13 protein-coding genes are annotated in these 15,345 nt (G+C 70.6%); 5 read left to right on the plus strand and 8 right to left on the minus strand.

The features are described from left to right. Window positions 1-2 precede the first annotated feature (2 nt). The 4 genes from J2S22_RS13385 to J2S22_RS13400 all read right to left on the minus strand — a co-directional run bounded on the left by J2S22_RS13385 (window position 3) and on the right by J2S22_RS13400 (window position 3,034). On the minus strand, window positions 3-584 hold the full coding sequence (locus J2S22_RS13385) for a DUF1178 family protein (RefSeq protein ID WP_272775386.1): 582 nt from the start codon (window positions 582-584) through the stop codon (window positions 3-5). Further along, window positions 581-1,471, minus strand: a complete 891-nt coding sequence (locus J2S22_RS13390; protein ID WP_272775387.1) for a carbon-nitrogen hydrolase family protein — start codon at window positions 1,469-1,471, stop codon at window positions 581-583. Before J2S22_RS13390 ends, J2S22_RS13385 begins: the two co-directional genes overlap by 4 nt. A 14-nt stretch (window positions 1,472-1,485) precedes the next feature. Next, the gene (grxC, locus tag J2S22_RS13395; protein WP_272775388.1) at window positions 1,486-1,743 is read right to left on the minus strand and encodes a glutaredoxin 3; all 258 of its coding nucleotides are present in this window, start codon (window positions 1,741-1,743) and stop codon (window positions 1,486-1,488) included. Between the two features lie 523 nt (window positions 1,744-2,266). Continuing rightward, the gene (locus J2S22_RS13400; RefSeq protein WP_272775389.1) at window positions 2,267-3,034 is read right to left on the minus strand and encodes a ComF family protein; all 768 of its coding nucleotides are present in this window, start codon (window positions 3,032-3,034) and stop codon (window positions 2,267-2,269) included. A gap of 196 nt (window positions 3,035-3,230) precedes the next feature. Here J2S22_RS13400 and J2S22_RS13405 point away from each other — a divergent pair, with 196 nt between their 5' ends. Next, the gene (locus J2S22_RS13405) at window positions 3,231-4,139 is read left to right on the plus strand and encodes a methyltransferase domain-containing protein (protein ID WP_272775390.1); all 909 of its coding nucleotides are present in this window, start codon (window positions 3,231-3,233) and stop codon (window positions 4,137-4,139) included. Between the two features lie 171 nt (window positions 4,140-4,310). Here the strand turns inward: J2S22_RS13405 and J2S22_RS13410 are convergent, their stop codons facing one another. The 3 genes from J2S22_RS13410 to J2S22_RS13420 form a co-directional block, all read right to left on the minus strand. Then, window positions 4,311-4,721 (minus strand): (deoxy)nucleoside triphosphate pyrophosphohydrolase, encoded by a 411-nt coding sequence (locus J2S22_RS13410; RefSeq protein WP_272775391.1) that lies wholly within the window; start codon window positions 4,719-4,721, stop codon window positions 4,311-4,313. Between the two features lie 145 nt (window positions 4,722-4,866). Next, a complete protein-coding gene (gene argJ / locus J2S22_RS13415) occupies window positions 4,867-6,108 on the minus strand; it encodes a bifunctional glutamate N-acetyltransferase/amino-acid acetyltransferase ArgJ (protein ID WP_272775392.1) in 1,242 nt (413 codons plus the stop codon). A 346-nt stretch (window positions 6,109-6,454) separates the two neighbouring features. After that, on the minus strand, window positions 6,455-7,423 hold the full coding sequence (locus tag J2S22_RS13420; RefSeq protein ID WP_272775393.1) for a peptidylprolyl isomerase: 969 nt from the start codon (window positions 7,421-7,423) through the stop codon (window positions 6,455-6,457). Between the two features lie 391 nt (window positions 7,424-7,814). On the opposite strand from J2S22_RS13420, the gene secA reads away from it, so the two are divergent. The 4 genes from secA (at window position 7,815) to J2S22_RS13440 (ending at window position 13,697) form a co-directional block, all read left to right on the plus strand. Further along, a complete protein-coding gene (secA, locus tag J2S22_RS13425; RefSeq protein ID WP_272775394.1) occupies window positions 7,815-10,607 on the plus strand; it encodes a preprotein translocase subunit SecA in 2,793 nt (930 codons plus the stop codon). 347 nt (window positions 10,608-10,954) lie between these two features. Then, complete coding sequence (locus J2S22_RS13430; RefSeq protein ID WP_272775395.1) at window positions 10,955-12,040, plus strand: DUF2336 domain-containing protein; 1,086 nt, start codon at window positions 10,955-10,957, stop codon at window positions 12,038-12,040. A 219-nt stretch (window positions 12,041-12,259) separates the two neighbouring features. Next, window positions 12,260-12,601 carry a PilZ domain-containing protein gene (locus tag J2S22_RS13435; protein ID WP_272775396.1) on the plus strand — a complete coding sequence of 114 codons (342 nt, stop codon included), beginning with the start codon at window positions 12,260-12,262 and terminating at the stop codon, window positions 12,599-12,601. A gap of 16 nt (window positions 12,602-12,617) precedes the next feature. Next, window positions 12,618-13,697, plus strand: a complete 1,080-nt coding sequence (locus J2S22_RS13440) for a DUF2336 domain-containing protein (RefSeq protein WP_272775397.1) — start codon at window positions 12,618-12,620, stop codon at window positions 13,695-13,697. A gap of 93 nt (window positions 13,698-13,790) precedes the next feature. On the opposite strand, the gene J2S22_RS13445 is transcribed toward J2S22_RS13440, so the two are convergent. Next, a complete protein-coding gene (locus J2S22_RS13445) occupies window positions 13,791-15,224 on the minus strand; it encodes a L,D-transpeptidase family protein (protein ID WP_272775398.1) in 1,434 nt (477 codons plus the stop codon). Window positions 15,225-15,345 lie beyond the last annotated feature (121 nt).

Here is a 15,345-nt window from a genome sequence, read left to right on the forward strand (position 1 = left end):
GCTCAGTTGCGCTCGTCGGGCAGCATCGGCAGCGGGTGGAACTCGATGCCCTCGTCGAGCATCGCCTTCACCTCGTCGGGCGAGGCCTCGCCGTAGATCGAGCGGTGCTCGATCTCGCCGTAGTGCATGCGGCGCGCCTCGTCGGGAAAGCGCGGCCCGACATGCTCGGCGGTCTTGACCAGATGATCGCGCAGCTCCCTGAGCTTGCGGCGCAGCTCGACCTCCTGGGGCGACATCAGCGCCACCGGCGCCCTGGCGTCGGGGCTCGCGGCCGGGGCCGGGGCCGCCGGCACCGCCACCGGTGCCGCGGACGACGTCGGTGCGTCGGAGGCGCTCTCCGCCGTGCGACCCGGCGCCTCGGCGGCGATCTCGGCCATGGCAGCGGCGGCCGCCGCCATCCGGTCCGGCGACAGCTTCGCCGAGCGGCCGAGCCGCGGCGTCATCAGCGCCTTCTCGACCTCGGCACTGCCGCAGACCGGGCAGGCGACGAAGCCGCGGGCCGACTGGTCGTCGAAATCGGCCGAGTTGCGGAACCAGCTCTCGAACGCGTGCCCGGCCCGGCACGCGAGGGCGTAGCGGATCATTTCACCTCTTGCAGCGCGGGCAGATGCACGGCCGCCGCGGTCGGCTCGATCACCTCGAAGCGCCGGCCGTGCTGGAGCGAGGGAATGCGGCTGCGCGCCGCCGTGACGGCGGCGGGATCGACCTCGGCCATGACGAAGCCGGGCTCGGTGCCGGTCTCGGCGATCACCACGCCCCACGGATCGACGACGATCGAATGCCCGAAGGTCTCGCGGCCGTTCTCGTGCAGGCCGCCCTGGGCGGCGGCGAAGACGTAGCAGCCGTTCTCGATGGCGCGGGCCCGCACCAGCACGTGCCAGTGCGCCTCGCCGGTCTGCCGCGTGAACGCCGCCGGCACCGCGATGAACGAGGAGCCCGCCTCGGCGAGCGCACGGTACAGCGCCGGGAAGCGCAGGTCGTAGCAGATCGACAGGCCGATGCGGCCCCACGGCAGGTTGCCGACGACGGCGCGGTCGCCGGGCCGGAACAGGCGCGACTCGCGATAGCTCTCGCCGTTGGCGAGATCGACGTCGAACATGTGGATCTTGTCGTAGAACGCCACCACGTCGCCGTTCGGATCGATCAGGTAGGAGCGGTTGGCGGCGATCTCCGGCCCCACCTTGACGGCGAGCGAGCCGACATGGAGCCAGATGCGCAGGTCGCGCGCGGTGTCGCGCAGCGCCGCCAGCCCGGCGTCGCTGTCCTCCGGGGCGACCAGCTCGAGCAGACGCTCGCGCTCGGCCTCCATCAGGTTGGTCATCTCCGGCGTCTGCACATAGTGCGCGCCGCGATCCTTCGCCTTGCGGATCAGCTTGACGGCGGCGTCGATGTTGGCCGCCGGCCGTCGGCCCGACTGCAGCTGGATCAGCGCCACCCGGAAGGTCGAATTCTCTCGAAGCTGGAACGTCATGGAAATGCCCTCCGTCACGACCTCAACAGGGGGTCGAGCCTGCCCGCCTCGTCGAGGGCGTAGAGATCATCGCAGCCGCCGACATGCGTCTCGCCGATGAAGATCTGCGGCACCGTGGTCCGTCCGCCGGCGCGCGCCACCATCTCGGCACGCTTCTGCGGCAGACCGGCGACGCCGATCTCGGTGAAGTCCACACCCTTCTGCCGAAGCAGCTGCTTCGCCGACGTACAATACGGACAAAAGGGTGTCGTATAGATTTCAACGCCTGGCATCGATCGTCGTGTCTCGTGTCTCGTATTTCGTCGTCTCGTGTCACGTCGTCTCGGGACCGGTCCGGTGTCGGGCCCGGTCCCTCGGATCGGTCGCCGCAGCGATCGCTGCCCGTCGGCCGCCGTCTTCTCTTCGTTCCGCCTCGGCCCCGTCACCGCGACCGGCGTCGTCATCACAACGAGACCACGGACTGTTCGTTCGTATCCCGCACGCCCGCGCCCGTCCCGCTCTGGTGTGTTCGTTCCGGTCGCGTCGCGCAACTCGTCATTCGTCTGACGTCCGATCTGCGACGTCGTTCTGTGACGTCGCTTCATGACACCCTGCTGCAGCGTTCCGGCACCATGCCGGCGTCCGCCATCACGCTTCCATCCTCGCGCTTCCCGCCGTCCTCGCGCTTCCGCCGTCACCGTCGTGGTCGTCGCGTTTCGGCGCGGCCGTGATCGTGACTATCGCACTGCACACTAAACCGCAGTAGAGCAATATAATGGACAGTGCGTGGCATCAACAATCCGTGTCACCCGGTAGTCATACCACCGTTGCATCGACGACACAGGCGAACACGATCACGTCGACACTGACCGCTCCCGCCCGCAGCAAGGTTCTGGCGCAGCTTTCGACGGTCGCGCCGGTCGTCATGACGTCGTCGACCACGATCAGACGACGGCCCCGCACCGCCCCGCGTCCCGGTTCCGTCACGCGGAACGCAGACTGCACATTGCCGGCCCGCTCCTTGCGGGAAAGCCCGACCTGCTGGGGCGTCGCGCGCACGCGCGTCATTGCGTCCGGCAGAACAGGTATGCCGCGCAAATCCGCCATCACGGTGGCGAGCGCGGCGGCCTGGTTGAACCGTCGCGCCCACAGCCGGCGCCAGTGCAACGGCACCGGAACCAGGGCGTCGGCGGCCGCGATCAGCTCGCGGCCGGCCTCCGCCATCCATCGCCCCATCATCGGCGCGAGCTCCAGCCGGTCTCCGTACTTCAACGCATGAACCAGCGATCCGGCCACGTCGTCGTAACGAACCGCGGCGCGCGCCCGCCCGAAGGCCGGCGGATCGGCGATGGCGCGCGGCGACAGCAGGCCCGGACCGCCGTCGTGCGCGAACGGGATGCCGAGCCGTTCACAATAAGGACGCGCTATGAACGACAAACGGGACCAACAGGTTGCACATACGGCGCCGTCGTCGGTCAGCGGCCGGCCACAGGCCGGGCACAAGGGCGGCAGCACGGCGTCGAGCGCGAAACGCAGCGCACGCCGCAGGCCGAGCCGTGTTGTGGTCGTGACCCGCGTTGCCATATGAACCCTTGTTCATCGACTTCGCTCGGCCCGTGTCCGATCGTGCGCAGTCCGCGGCGATCTGATCACGTGTCGGGCACGCCACCCGGTCGAATTCATGCAAGGGTCGCGCCAACGCGACCCCCTCGACCAGCCCGTGCTGCATCGCCGCGGATCGGCCGTGCCGGTCCGCGCTCATCATAGACCAGGTCGGCCCATGGCTGCTCCCCACGTTTTCGACCGTCCCCTGCTTCTGCGCCGCCGCCGCCGGGCCGGCGGGCTCGGGCCGGCGACCTTCCTGCTCGATCGCGTCGCCGAGGACATGGCCGACCGGCTCGCGGCGACGCTGCGGCACTTCGAGCGCGGGATCGATCTCGGCACGCCCGGCGACGCGGTGCGGCAGGCGCTCGCCACGCATCCGCGGCTCGGCACGCTGTTCGGCGTCGATCCGCTCGCCGACGCGGGCCGGACCCGCGGCGTGGCGGTCGTGGCGGACGAGGAGGTCCTGCCCTTCGCCGACGGCTCGCTCGATCTGGTCGTCTCGGGTCTCGCGCTGCAGAGCGTCAACGACCTGCCCGGCACCTTCGCCCAGGTGCGCCGCGCGCTGCGGCCGGACGGGCTCTTTCTCGCCGCGCTGCTGGGCGGCGCGACGCTCGGCGAGCTGCGCCAGAGCTTCGCGGCGGCCGAGACCGCGTGCGAGGGCGGGCTGTCGCCCCGGGTCGCGCCGTTCGCCGACATCCGCGACGTCGGCGCATTGCTGCAGCGCGCCGGCTTCGCCCTGCCGGTGACCGACGTCGACGCCGTGACGGTGCGTTACGCCTCGCCGTTCGCGCTGATCCAGGATCTGCGCCGCATGGGCGCGACCAATCCGCTGGTCGAGCGCCGGCGCGTGCCGCTGCGCCGCGCCACGCTGATGCGGGCCGCCGAAATCTACGCCGAGAGGTTTTCGGATTCCGACGGGCGGGTGCGCGCCACCTTCGAGATCGTCTGGCTGGCCGGATGGGCGCCGCACGAGAGCCAGCAGAAGCCGCTGAGGCCCGGCAGCGCCACGGCGCGCCTCGCCGACGCGCTCGGGACGCGCGAAATCTCGACGGGCGAAAAGGCGGCGCCGGGCCGGAAGTCGTAGGGTGGGCAAAGGCGCGGAACGCGCCGTGCCCACGCGGACCTCCGACGTGGGCACGGCGCGCCTTCGCGTCCCTGTGCCCCCCTGCGACGACGACGATGTCGTCATCATAGCAGCGGTCGAGATCGGCGAGACCGCACGGCGTGGGCACGCCGCTCCGCGGCTTTGCCCACCCTACGGCCGCCCCTGGAGGAGCTCCTGCAGATGCGGGATCAGCGGAATGTCCGCTTCGGGCATCGGATAGTCGCGCAGCGTGTTCGGCCGCACCCAGCGCAGCGCGGCGTGCTCGCGCGCCGTCACGATCCCGTCCCAGCGCCGGCAGACATAGAGCGGCATCAGCAGATGGAAGTCCGCATAGCCGTGGCTCGCGAAGGTGAGCGGCGCCAGGCACGCCTCCTTCACGGTGATGCCGAGCTCCTCGTGGAGCTCGCGGATCAGCGACGCCTCCGGCGTCTCGCCGGCCTCCACCTTGCCGCCCGGGAACTCCCACAGGCCGGCCATGGCGCGCCCCTCCGGCCGCTGCGCCAGGAGAATGCGCCCGTCGGCGTCGATCAGCGCGCAGGCGGCGACGAGGACGAGCTTCACGGGACGCTCCCGCACGTCCCGGCACCGTAGGGTGGGCAAAGCCGCGGAGCGGCGTGCCCACGCCGTGCGGTCTCGCCGATCTCGACCGCGTGGGCACGGCGCGCCTTCGGCGCTCCTTTGCCCACCCTGCGACACCCCGAACCGATCACGACCGGTAGTCGCCGTTGATGGCGACGTACTCTTTCGTCAGGTCGCAGGTGAGCACGCGGTCGCGGCCCTTGCCGAGGCCGAGATCGACCTTCAGCTCGATCTCCGGCTTCTTCATCAGGGCCGACACCCGGGCCTCGTCGTAGCCGGGATCGCGGGCGCCCTTGTGGGCGACCCGCACGCCGCCGAACCAGATCGACAGCCTGTCGCGGTCGGCCTTCTCGCCGGCCTTGCCGACCGCCATCACGACGCGGCCCCAGTTGGCGTCCTCGCCGGCGATCGCGGTCTTCACCAGCGGCGAGTTGGCGATCGCCATGGCGATCTTGCGTGCCGCCTTCTTGGACGCCGCGCCCTCGACGATCACCTCGACCAGCTTGCGCGCGCCCTCGCCGTCGCGGGCGACCTGCTCGGCGAGATCGGCGAGCACGCGGTTGAAGCCCTTGCGGAACGGCTCGAGCCGCGGGTCGCTCGCCCGCGAGATCTTCGCGACGCCGCGCCTGGCCGCCGCGCCGGTGGCGAAGGCGAGCAGCGTGTCGGAGGTCGAGGTGTCGCCGTCGATCGTCACCGCGTTGAACGTGTCCTCGACGCCCTTGGCGAGCAGGCTCTGCAGCACGGCCGGCGCCAGCGGCGCGTCGGTGAACACGAAGCTCAGCATGGTCGCCATGTCGGGGGCGATCATGCCGGCGCCCTTGGCAATGCCGCAGATGGTCACCGGCTTGCCGTCGATGCGCACCACCGCGGCGGCCCCCTTGGGGAACGTGTCGGTGGTCATGATGGCCCGCGCCGCCTCGTCCCAGCGGCCGGGCCGGGCGTCGGCGACGAGGCCGTCCATCACGTCGCCGAACTTCTCGGCCGGCAGCGGCTCGCCGATGACGCCCGTGGAGGCGAGGAAGATCTCGGCCGGCTTGCAGCCCGCCGCCTTGGCGGCGATGTCGGCGGTCAGCTTGACGGCGGCGACGCCGGACTTGCCGGTGAAGGCATTGGCGTTGCCGGAGTTCACCACCAGGGCGCGCGCCTTGCCGCCCTTGAGCTTGCCGCGGCACCAGTCGACCGGGGCCGAGGGGCACTTCGACCTGGTGAACACGCCGGCGACCGCGGTGCCCGGATCGAGCAGCGCCAGCAGCACGTCGGTGCGGCCCGCATAGCGGATGCCGGCCGCCGCGGTCGCGACCGCGACGCCCTCGATCGCCGGCATTTCGGGAAAGCGCTCGGGCGCGAGCGGAGAAACGGCTGTGGCCATCGGCCCAGACCCCCGGGGTGGACGGGCGCGAGCCCCTCCCGCGCCTACGACGAACGTCGCAGCGTCGATTAGGAGCGCCGAGGGGCGGGGTCAAGCCGGGGGGGCGGTGCACATGGGATGTGTGCGCAACTTCGAACGAAGGCGAGGCATCCCGCCAGCCGAGCGCTGGCGAGCGACGCCCGTCATCCCGGGGCGGCGCAAGGCGCCGAGCCCGGGATCCATGCCCCCTGTCTTGCGTCAGCCACTGTCACTGGGCTTATGGATTCCGGGCTCGCGGACCTGCGGTCCGCGAGCCCGGAATGACGGAGTCCACGCCCGGGACACGCCCCCGGCGATCAGGCGAACCCTACTTCTTCGCCGGCGCCGCGTTCGGGGTGGCGGACGGGGCCGGGGCCGGAGCCGGGCTCGCCTCGGGCTTGTCGAGGCGCTCGATCTTGGCGTCCTGACGGAGCTTGTTGAGGAGCTCGATCTGCGCCTTGCGGGTGACGAAGGTCTCGATCTGGTCCTTCACCTGGTCGAAGGGCGGCGCTTCGCGCTTGCGCTTGTCCTCGAGCTTGATCAGGTGCCAGCCGAACGAGGTCTTCACCGGGTCGGAGACCTGGCCCTTGTCGAGCTTGAAGGCGGCCTCGGAGAACTCCGGCACCATCTGGTCCTTGGTGAACCAGCCGAGATCGCCGCCGTCGGCCTTGCCGGCCGGGTCCTCGGTGAGGTCCTTGGCCAGCTTGGCGAAATCCTCGCCCTTCTTGATCTTGGCGAGGGTGTCCTTGGCCTTGGCCTCGGCCGCCGCGGCGGCCTTCTGGTCGTTCGCGTCGGCGACCCGGAACAGGATGTGGCGCGCATGCACCTCCTGCTCCTCGCCCATCTGCTTCACGGCCTCCTGATAGACGTGCTGCATGGCGTCCGTGGTCGCCCCGGCCTTGCCGGAGTCGCGCAGCAGCGTCTCCATCAGCGCCTTGCTGCGCACATAGGCGAGCCGGCTCTTGAAGTCCGCCGTGTCCGGGATCTTCTTCGCCTCGGCCGCCTTGGCGAGCAGCGTCATGTCGGTGAGGTAGTTGATCAGCCAGTCGCGCTTGGCGTCGGGCGTGCCGGCCGGGATGTTGGCGCCGACGTCCTCCTCGGCGAGCGCGAGATCGCTCTGCCGGATCTCGGTGCCGTCGACCTTCGCCACCACCGGGTCGGCGGCCGGCGCCGCGGCCGGGGTCTGGGCGGCGGCTCCGCCGGCCGTCAGCGCGGCCGCGAGGAAGAGCGCCGCTCCGAGGCCGGCGCGGCGGCGCGCCGGGCACCCCGGACGCGAGCATGACGTTTGCGTAATCATCGAGAATCCCTGGGAAAGACGGGCCCGCGGCCCGCCGTCATGGCGCCGCAACCTCGCCCAACGCGCGGCGGTTGGCAACCGGGCGTCTGCTAGCGTCAATTGACGGCATGATTGCGGCGCGCCATATGACAAACCGTTGACCCGCAAGGGGCCGCGCAGCGGCCGGCCGGGGCGTCGCCGCCGATTGACAAGCCCAGGACCCCCTCCTATCTGTGCACCGCCCGCCGGTGTAACCCGTGGGATGTGCGACGTCGCGCGTCCGCCTCCTTTCCCCGATAGCGCCGTGAAGGCGGGCTGCGCCGGGACCAGGGCCGGTCGCCCGGCGCATCCGGACCGGCGCGCACTTCCCTCGCGGCAGGAAAAGCCCGAGGCCACAGAAAGGACCTCCGGGATGTTCGGCGCTGTCGTCCGCAAGCTGTTCGGAAACGCGAACGACCGGCGCATCCGCGCCTACCGTCCCCGGGTCGACCAGATCAACGCGCTGGAGCCGGAGCTCGCCGCCCTGTCGGACGACGCGCTGCGCGCCCGCACCGATGCGTTCCGCAAGGAGCTCGCCGAGGGCAAGACCCTCGACGACCTCCTGGTGCCGGCCTTCGCCACGGTGCGCGAGGCGGCCAAGCGCACCCTCGGCCAGCGCCACTTCGACGTCCAGCTGATGGGCGGCATGGTGCTGCACGAGGGCGCCATCTCCGAGATGAAGACCGGCGAAGGCAAGACCCTGGTCGCCACCCTGCCGGTCTACCTCAACGCCCTCTCCGGGCGCGGCGTCCACGTCGTCACGGTCAACGACTACCTGGCCAAGCGCGACAGCGAGTGGATGGGCCAGATCTACCGGTTCCTCGGCCTCACCGTCGGGGTCATCGTGCACGGGCTCGACGACGAGCAGCGCAAGGCCGCCTACGCCTGCGACGTCACCTACGGCACCAACAACGAGCTCGGCTTCGACTACCTGCGCGACAACATGAAGTACCGGGTCGAGGACATGGTCCAGCGCGGCCACGTCTACGCCATCGTCGACGAGGTGGACTCGATCCTGATCGACGAGGCGCGCACGCCGCTGATCATCTCCGGCCCACTCGACGACCGCTCCGAGTTCTACAACACCATCGACACCTTCATCCCGCGCCTCGCCAAGGAGGACGTGGAGGTCGACGAGAAGCAACGCACCGTCACCATGACCGAGGCCGGCATGGAGAAGATGGAGCGGCTGCTGCGCGAGGCCGGCCAGCTCAAGACCGACTCGCTCTACGACGTCGAGAACGTGTCGGTCGTCCACCACGTGAACCAGGCGCTGCGCGCCCACACGCTATTCCAGCGCGACAAGGACTACATCGTCCGCAACGGCGAGGTCGTCATCATCGACGAGTTCACGGGCCGCATGATGCCGGGCCGGCGCTACTCGGACGGCCTGCACCAGGCGCTGGAGGCGAAGGAACGGCAGCCGATCCAGCCCGAGAACCAGACGCTGGCCTCGATCACGTTCCAGAACTACTTCCGCATGTACGAGAAGCTGGCCGGCATGACCGGCACGGCGCAGACCGAGGCGGACGAGTTCCTGGACATCTACAATCTCGAGGTCGTCGAGGTCCCGACCAACCTGCCGATGCAGCGCGTCGACGACGACGACGAGGTCTACCGGACGGCGGCCGAGAAGTACCGCGCCATCATCACCCTGATCGAGGACTGCAAGACCCGCGGCCAGCCCGTGCTGGTCGGCACCACCTCGATCGAGAAGTCCGAGCTGCTCGCCGACATGCTGCGCCAGAAGGGCTGGGAGGCGCACGACTTCTCCGACCCGAACGCCTTCGCGGCGCTGTACTCGGGCGACGAGGGCGCCACCAAGGCCAAGGTCTTCGCCATCCTGAACGCGCGCTACCACGAGCAGGAGGCCTACATCGTGTCGCAGGCCGGCGTGCCCGGCGCCGTCACGATCGCCACCAACATGGCCGGCCGCGGCACCGACATCCAGCTCGGCGGCAATGCCGACATGCGCATCCGCCAGGAGCTCGCCGACCTGCCGGAGGGCGACGAGAAGCACGCCCGCGTCGAGGAGATCAAGGCGCAGATCGGCCGCCTCAAGGACAAGGCGCTGGCCGCCGGCGGCCTCTTCGTGCTCGGCACCGAGCGCCACGAGTCGCGCCGCATCGACAACCAGCTGCGCGGCCGCTCCGGCCGCCAGGGCGACCCCGGCCACTCGAAGTTCTTCCTGTCGCTGGAAGACGACCTGATGCGCATCTTCGGGTCGGACAAGCTCGACGGCATGCTGCAGAAGCTCGGCCTGCGCGAGGACGAGGCGATCGTCCATCCGTGGATCAACAAGGCGCTGGAGAAGGCGCAGCAGAAGGTCGAGGCGCGCAACTTCGACTTGCGCAAGAACCTGCTGAAGTTCGACAACGTGATGAACGACCAGCGCAAGGTCATCTTCGAGCAGCGCATCGACTGGATGCGCGACGAGGTGACCAACGAGGTCGTCACCGACATGCGCCACAGCGTGGTCGACGACCTGGTCGGCAAGCACGTGCCCGAGAACGCCTATCCGGAGCAGTGGGACACGGCCGGGCTGAAGGAGGAGATCGGCCGCGTGCTCGGCCTCGACCTGCCGGTCGAGGAGTGGGCCAAGGAAGAGGGCATCGCCGACGAGGAGCTGATCTCCCGCATCGAGCGCAAGGCGGACGAGCACATGGCGGCCAAGGCGGCCCAGTGGGGCCCCGACGTGATGCGCTACATCGAGAAGTCGATCCTGCTGCAGTCGCTCGACCATCTCTGGCGCGAGCACCTCGTCATGCTCGACCATCTGCGCAACGTCATCGGCCTGCGCGGCTATGCCCAGCGCGATCCGCTCAACGAGTACAAGGCCGAGGCCTTCGCCCTGTTCGAGACGATGAGCCAGAGCCTGCGCGAAGCCGTGACGGCGCAGCTCATGCGGGTCGAGGTCGTCCAGCAGCAACCCGAGGAGGCGTCGCTCCCCTACATGGAGGCGACCAAGCTCGATCCCTCCACGGGCGAGAACGAGTTCGCCCCGGCGGACGCGGGCTTCCTGCTCGGCACCCGCCTGGACGACACGGTCGCGGCGGAAGCCCGGGATCCGAACAACCCCGCCACCTGGGGCAAGGTCGGCCGCAACGAGCCCTGCCCGTGCGGCTCGGGCAAGAAGTACAAGCACTGCCACGGCCGTTACGGCTGATCGGCGGCTGCCGGCAGCGCGGCCGCGCGCCGGTGTTTCGCCGGCGAATGGACGATATCTAGCCGTATCGCACTAGTGGTAGTTTAACACCCCATTCACCGTTCGGGGCTATGGTCGATACGCCGCACGCGAGTGGAACCGCGGGCGGCGTTCACCTGTCGGTTCCGGCCGAATTCCGGCGCGGTATCGATCACCGTCCGAGCCACCGGCGCGTCTTGCGCTCGCGGGTCTCCTGCCATGCCGGATCGCGCCCCATCTGGCGCCAAGTCCTGCGACCTGTGCCGCGCCGGCATCCGCGGCGATACGGACATGTCGTGCCGCGCCCCCTCGACGCCGGGGGTCGCGCCGTGACCGTCGCGCCGCAGGCCCTGTTCGCCGAGCTTCCCACCGTCCTGGCCCAGGGCACGGCCGCCACCCGCAGCGAGATCCTGCGCCGCCTCACCGACCTGTTCCTGGCCCAGGCGGGCGCCTTCCAGGACGAGCACGTCGCGCTGTTCGACGGCGTCATGGCCGTCATCGTCGACACGGTGGAGCGGCACGCGCTGATCCGGCTCGGCCTGCAGCTCGCGCCGCTGCCGAATGCGCCGATCCGCACCATCGCCCGGCTGGTCCACTCGGACGACATCGCGGTCGCCGGGCCGGTGCTCGAGCGCTCGACGCGGATCTCCGACGAGGTGCTGGTCGACATCGCCTCGACCAAGACCCAGGCGCATCTCGCGTCGATCGCGGTGCGGCGGGCCCTGTCCGTGGTGGTCACCGACGCTCTGGTCGGCCGCGCCGACCTCGAGGTCAGCCGCAAGGTGATGGCGAACCGCGGCGCGCATTTCTCCGAGACCGGCTTCCGGACCATCGCGGGCCGGGCGCATCTCGACGAGGCGCTGGCCCTGCTCGTCGCCGGCCGCGGCGACGTGCCGGCCGAGGTGTTCCGCGACATGGTGAAGAACGCCACCGACGAGGTGCGGCGGCGGCTCGCCCGCTGCGAGGAGCCGGGCGTGCGCCAGCGCCTGAACCAGGCCGTGACGGCGATCGGCAGCCAGCTCCTGCACGCCCGCCGCAGGGCCGAGGCCCCCGGCACCGCCACGCCGGCGAGCCCGGCGCCCGACAAGCTGAAGGCGCTGTGCGAGAAGGCCCGCAGCGGCAAGCGCGGCGACGTGATCGAGGACCTCGCGGTGATCACCGAGGTGCCGGACGTCGCGATCAAGAACCTGATCAAGCAGGGATCCGAGGAGGGCATCCTGATCCTCTGCAAGGTCGCCGGCCTCGCCTGGCCGGACGCCAAGGCCGTGCTCCTCGCTCTCACCGGGTCGGCAGGCGATCCGCGGACCGCCTTCGGCACCTTCTCGGGCCTCACCGCCGAGACGGCGCAGCGGGTCGTCCGCTTCATCCGGCTGCGCAAGTCGGCGAGCCACGCCGAGATCCGCCGCCTCATGTGACGCGCGGCGGCCGGCCCGCCCGCCGTCTCTGGTCCCTAATTACCACGACGTGCAACTGCGGCCTGATCGCGGTAACGTAGTGTTCACGTCCAGGCGTTAAGCTTTCCCGGTTCGCGAGGTGGACCATCACCAGACGACTTCGACGAGCCCGTCGATTTTGACCCGGCGCGAGCAATACAGATGCCCGGCACGCGGCCCCAGAGCTTTCGAGCCACGGCGATGCCCGAACAGGCGTCCGGCGCTGCCGTCGCGACCGGGCGCGAGCAGCGCCGCGCACGCCGCTACCTGACCCTGGCGACCGCCAAGATCGCCATCCCCGGCGACGCGATCGACTGCGCGGTGCTGAACGTGTCGGCCGGCGGCGCCTGCCTGCTGGTGTGCGATGTCGCGGCCGTGCCCGACGCCTTCGATCTGCTGGTCGACCCCGGCCGCATCAAGGTCCGCTGCACGATCGCCTGGCGCGGCCGCCATCATGTCGGGGTCTCGTTCGTGCCGACGGGCGGCGAGCCGCTGCCCTCCCCCGACGCCTGGCCGCCGCTCGTCCCGCTGGCGGAGACGTGATCTGGAATCCCCCGCCATGCCCTCCTCCGCGATCCTGATCGAAGAGCTCTCCAGTGCGCTGGCGGACGGCACCGCGGAACGGCGCAGCGAAGTCCTGCGACGGGTCACCGACCTGTTCCTGGCGAACACCGAGATGCTCGGCGAGGAGCATGTCGGACTGTTCGACGACGTCATGCTGCAGCTCGTCGAGACGGTCGAGCGCTACGCCCTGATCCGCCTCGGGCTGCAGCTCGCCCCGGTGCGCAACGCGCCGCTCGACACCATCGGCCGGCTCGCCAGCGACGACGACATCGGCATCTCGGGTCCGGTGCTGGAACGCTCTCCCCGGGTCTCCGACGCGCTGCTGGTCGAGGTGGCGCGCAGCAAGGGCCAGGCCCATCTCGCCGCCATCGCGGCCCGCGAGCATCTCTCCGAGGTGGTCACCGACATCGTCGTCGAGCGCGGCGACCTCGAGGTGACCCGCAAGGTCACGGCCAACACCGGCGCCCGCTTCTCCGACGCCGGGCTGCGCACCATCGCGGCCCGCGCCCATGCCGACGAGGAGCTCGCCGAGCTGCTCGCCGGCCGCAGCGACGTGCCGCCCGACATCTTCTGCGACATGGTCCGCGACGCCACCGGGATCGTGCGGCATCGGCTCGCCGCCTCGGCGCATCCGGCGGTCCGCACCCGGCTCGACCACGCCATCGCGGCGATCGGCGACCAGCTCGTCCATGCGCGTCTGCACGCCGCCCATCACGGGCCGGCGGTGCGGATCGACCCGGACGGGCTGAAGGTGCGCCTGTGCGAGCACGCCCGGCAGAGGCAGCGCGGGCCGGTGATCGAGGACCTCGCCGCCGTCGCCGACGTGCCGGTGATCGCGGTGCGCAACCTGATCCGCCAGCGCTCCGCCGACGCGCTCCTGATCCTGTGCAAGGCGGCCGGCCTCGGCTGGTCCGACGCCAGGGCCGTGCTGGAGACCACGCTGGGCGAGCCCGAGGATCCGCGCGCCGCCTTCCAGCAGTATATCCGGCTGACCGGCGAGGTGGCGCAGCGCGTCGTGCGCTTCATCAAGCTGCGCAAGTCGGCGAGCCGCAGCGAGCTCGACCGGCTGATGTGATCCCGGCCGGCCGCTCCGCCGGCGCCTGCCCCCGAAACGCCGATGCCCGGCACCGGGCCGGGCATCGGACGGAGTCGACGGAAGCGGCGGACGCTACATCCCGCCCCAGCGGTTGTCGAAGCTCGACGACGACAGCACCGGCTTGGCGCCGGGCATCAGGCTGCCGCCCGCATAGGCGGCGGCCGGCGCCGAGTCGGTCTTGCTCTGCGAGGTCGTCTGGGCCGTGGCCTGCGGCTTCGCGGCGGCCGCCGAGGCGGTCGGCGCCGTGGTGGTCGGCCGGATGGCGCCGAGCGCCACCGGGCGTGACGACGACGAGGCCAGCATGGTCTGCGATCCCGCGGCCGGAGCCGGCTTGGCCGCCGGGGCCGGCCTGGCGGCCGTGGCGGGCTTGGCGGCCGGGGCGGCGGCCGGTTTCGGATTCGGGGGCGGCGGGACGTCGTCGCTCTTGCCGAGGCCGAACCATTTGCCGAAGCCGCTGCCCGAGGATGCCGCGCCGGACCCGCTGCCGCCGAACAGGCCGCCGAGCGCCCCGTCGCCGTCGGCGGAGGCGACCCGGGTGCTGCCGACCACGCCGGCCGTGGTGTCGGGATCGGCCGAGGCGACCGCCGTGGGGGCGGAGTTCGGCAGGTAGACGAGCGTCGCCTTGCCGCCCGACCGGGTCGGCGGCAGGCTGCCGACCTTGCGGCCGTTGCTGACGAAGGTCTCGTTCGGATTGATCTTGGCCAGGAAGGTCGGATGCATGCCGCCGTCGCTGCCGGTGCGCGCCGCCACGGTGCCGACACCCTGGGCGACGTGATGGGCGAACTGGCGCTCGTCGTGATCCTGCTTCGTCTTGACGGCGGCGACGACGTCGTCCGGCACCTGGAAGGAGGGGCAGCGGCCGGTCGGCGAGAAGCTCCCCGACACCGGCGTCGCGTCGAACACGTAGCGCTTCTCGCAGACGTCGACCTTGGGCTCCTGGCGGGTGACCTCGAAGTGGTCGTTGCCCTCCTTGATCATCCGCCAGAACGCCATGTGCGGGCTGTTGCGGTGGCGGGCCATGTTCAGGGCCGTCATCCGGAACGGATAGGCCTGGACCTGGAAGGACTTCTGGCCGCCCAGGAAGGCCTCGCGGCCGAGCGAGTAGATCTCGGTGATCTGCTCGTCCGTCATCGCGTAGCAGCCCGACGACGAGCAGTCGCCGTGCACCATCAGGAAGGCGCCGGTGCGCTCGTTCGCCCTGTCGTAGGCGTTGGGGAAGCCGAGATTGAACGCGAGGTGGAAGCTCGAGTTCGGGTTCATCTGGCCTGGCGTGATCGTGTAGAAGCCCTCGGGGGCCTGGCGATCGCCCTGCTTGATCTTGGGGCCGAGCTCACCCGACCAGCGGCAGATCGGATAGGTCTTCAGGTGGGCGTACTGGCCGGAGGCGTCCTGCTTCCAGACCTCGAGCTCCGATTCCTCCTTGAAGATCCGGACCAGGATCGGGGAATCGACCGGCATGTTCTTCTTTTCGAGCGTCGCCACCATCTCGCGGGACAGCGGCTGCATCGCCTTGCTCGGGATCTGAGAGATCCCGTCGGTCTGGCACCCGGCCAGCGCGATCGCAGCCGCGACCGCCGCCGACGCCAGGAGCGTCCGGACCCACGCCGAATGACGGTTCAAACGGCAC

Origin of the sequence: Rhodoplanes tepidamans (assembly GCF_030813915.1) — a bacterium.
GTDB lineage: Bacteria > Pseudomonadota > Alphaproteobacteria > Rhizobiales > Xanthobacteraceae > Rhodoplanes > Rhodoplanes tepidamans.

Bases quoted from the DNA above. Each gene is read 5' to 3' on its own strand.
- secA (WP_272775394.1), top strand. From the start codon at position 7,815: ATGTTCGGCGCTGTCGTCCGCAAGCTGTTCGGAAACGCGAACGACCGG.
- J2S22_RS13420 (WP_272775393.1), bottom strand. From the start codon at position 7,423: ATGATTACGCAAACGTCATGCTCGCGTCCGGGGTGCCCGGCGCGCCGC.
- J2S22_RS13440 (WP_272775397.1), top strand. From the start codon at position 12,618: ATGCCCTCCTCCGCGATCCTGATCGAAGAGCTCTCCAGTGCGCTGGCG.
- argJ (WP_272775392.1), bottom strand. From the start codon at position 6,108: ATGGCCACAGCCGTTTCTCCGCTCGCGCCCGAGCGCTTTCCCGAAATG.
- grxC (WP_272775388.1), bottom strand. From the start codon at position 1,743: ATGCCAGGCGTTGAAATCTATACGACACCCTTTTGTCCGTATTGTACG.
- J2S22_RS13405 (WP_272775390.1), top strand. From the start codon at position 3,231: ATGGCTGCTCCCCACGTTTTCGACCGTCCCCTGCTTCTGCGCCGCCGC.
- J2S22_RS13435 (WP_272775396.1), top strand. From the start codon at position 12,260: ATGCCCGAACAGGCGTCCGGCGCTGCCGTCGCGACCGGGCGCGAGCAG.
- J2S22_RS13445 (WP_272775398.1), bottom strand. From the start codon at position 15,224: ATGCAGCCGCTGTCCCGCGAGATGGTGGCGACGCTCGAAAAGAAGAAC.
- J2S22_RS13385 (WP_272775386.1), bottom strand. From the start codon at position 584: ATGATCCGCTACGCCCTCGCGTGCCGGGCCGGGCACGCGTTCGAGAGC.
- J2S22_RS13400 (WP_272775389.1), bottom strand. From the start codon at position 3,034: ATGGCAACGCGGGTCACGACCACAACACGGCTCGGCCTGCGGCGTGCG.
- J2S22_RS13390 (WP_272775387.1), bottom strand. From the start codon at position 1,471: ATGACGTTCCAGCTTCGAGAGAATTCGACCTTCCGGGTGGCGCTGATC.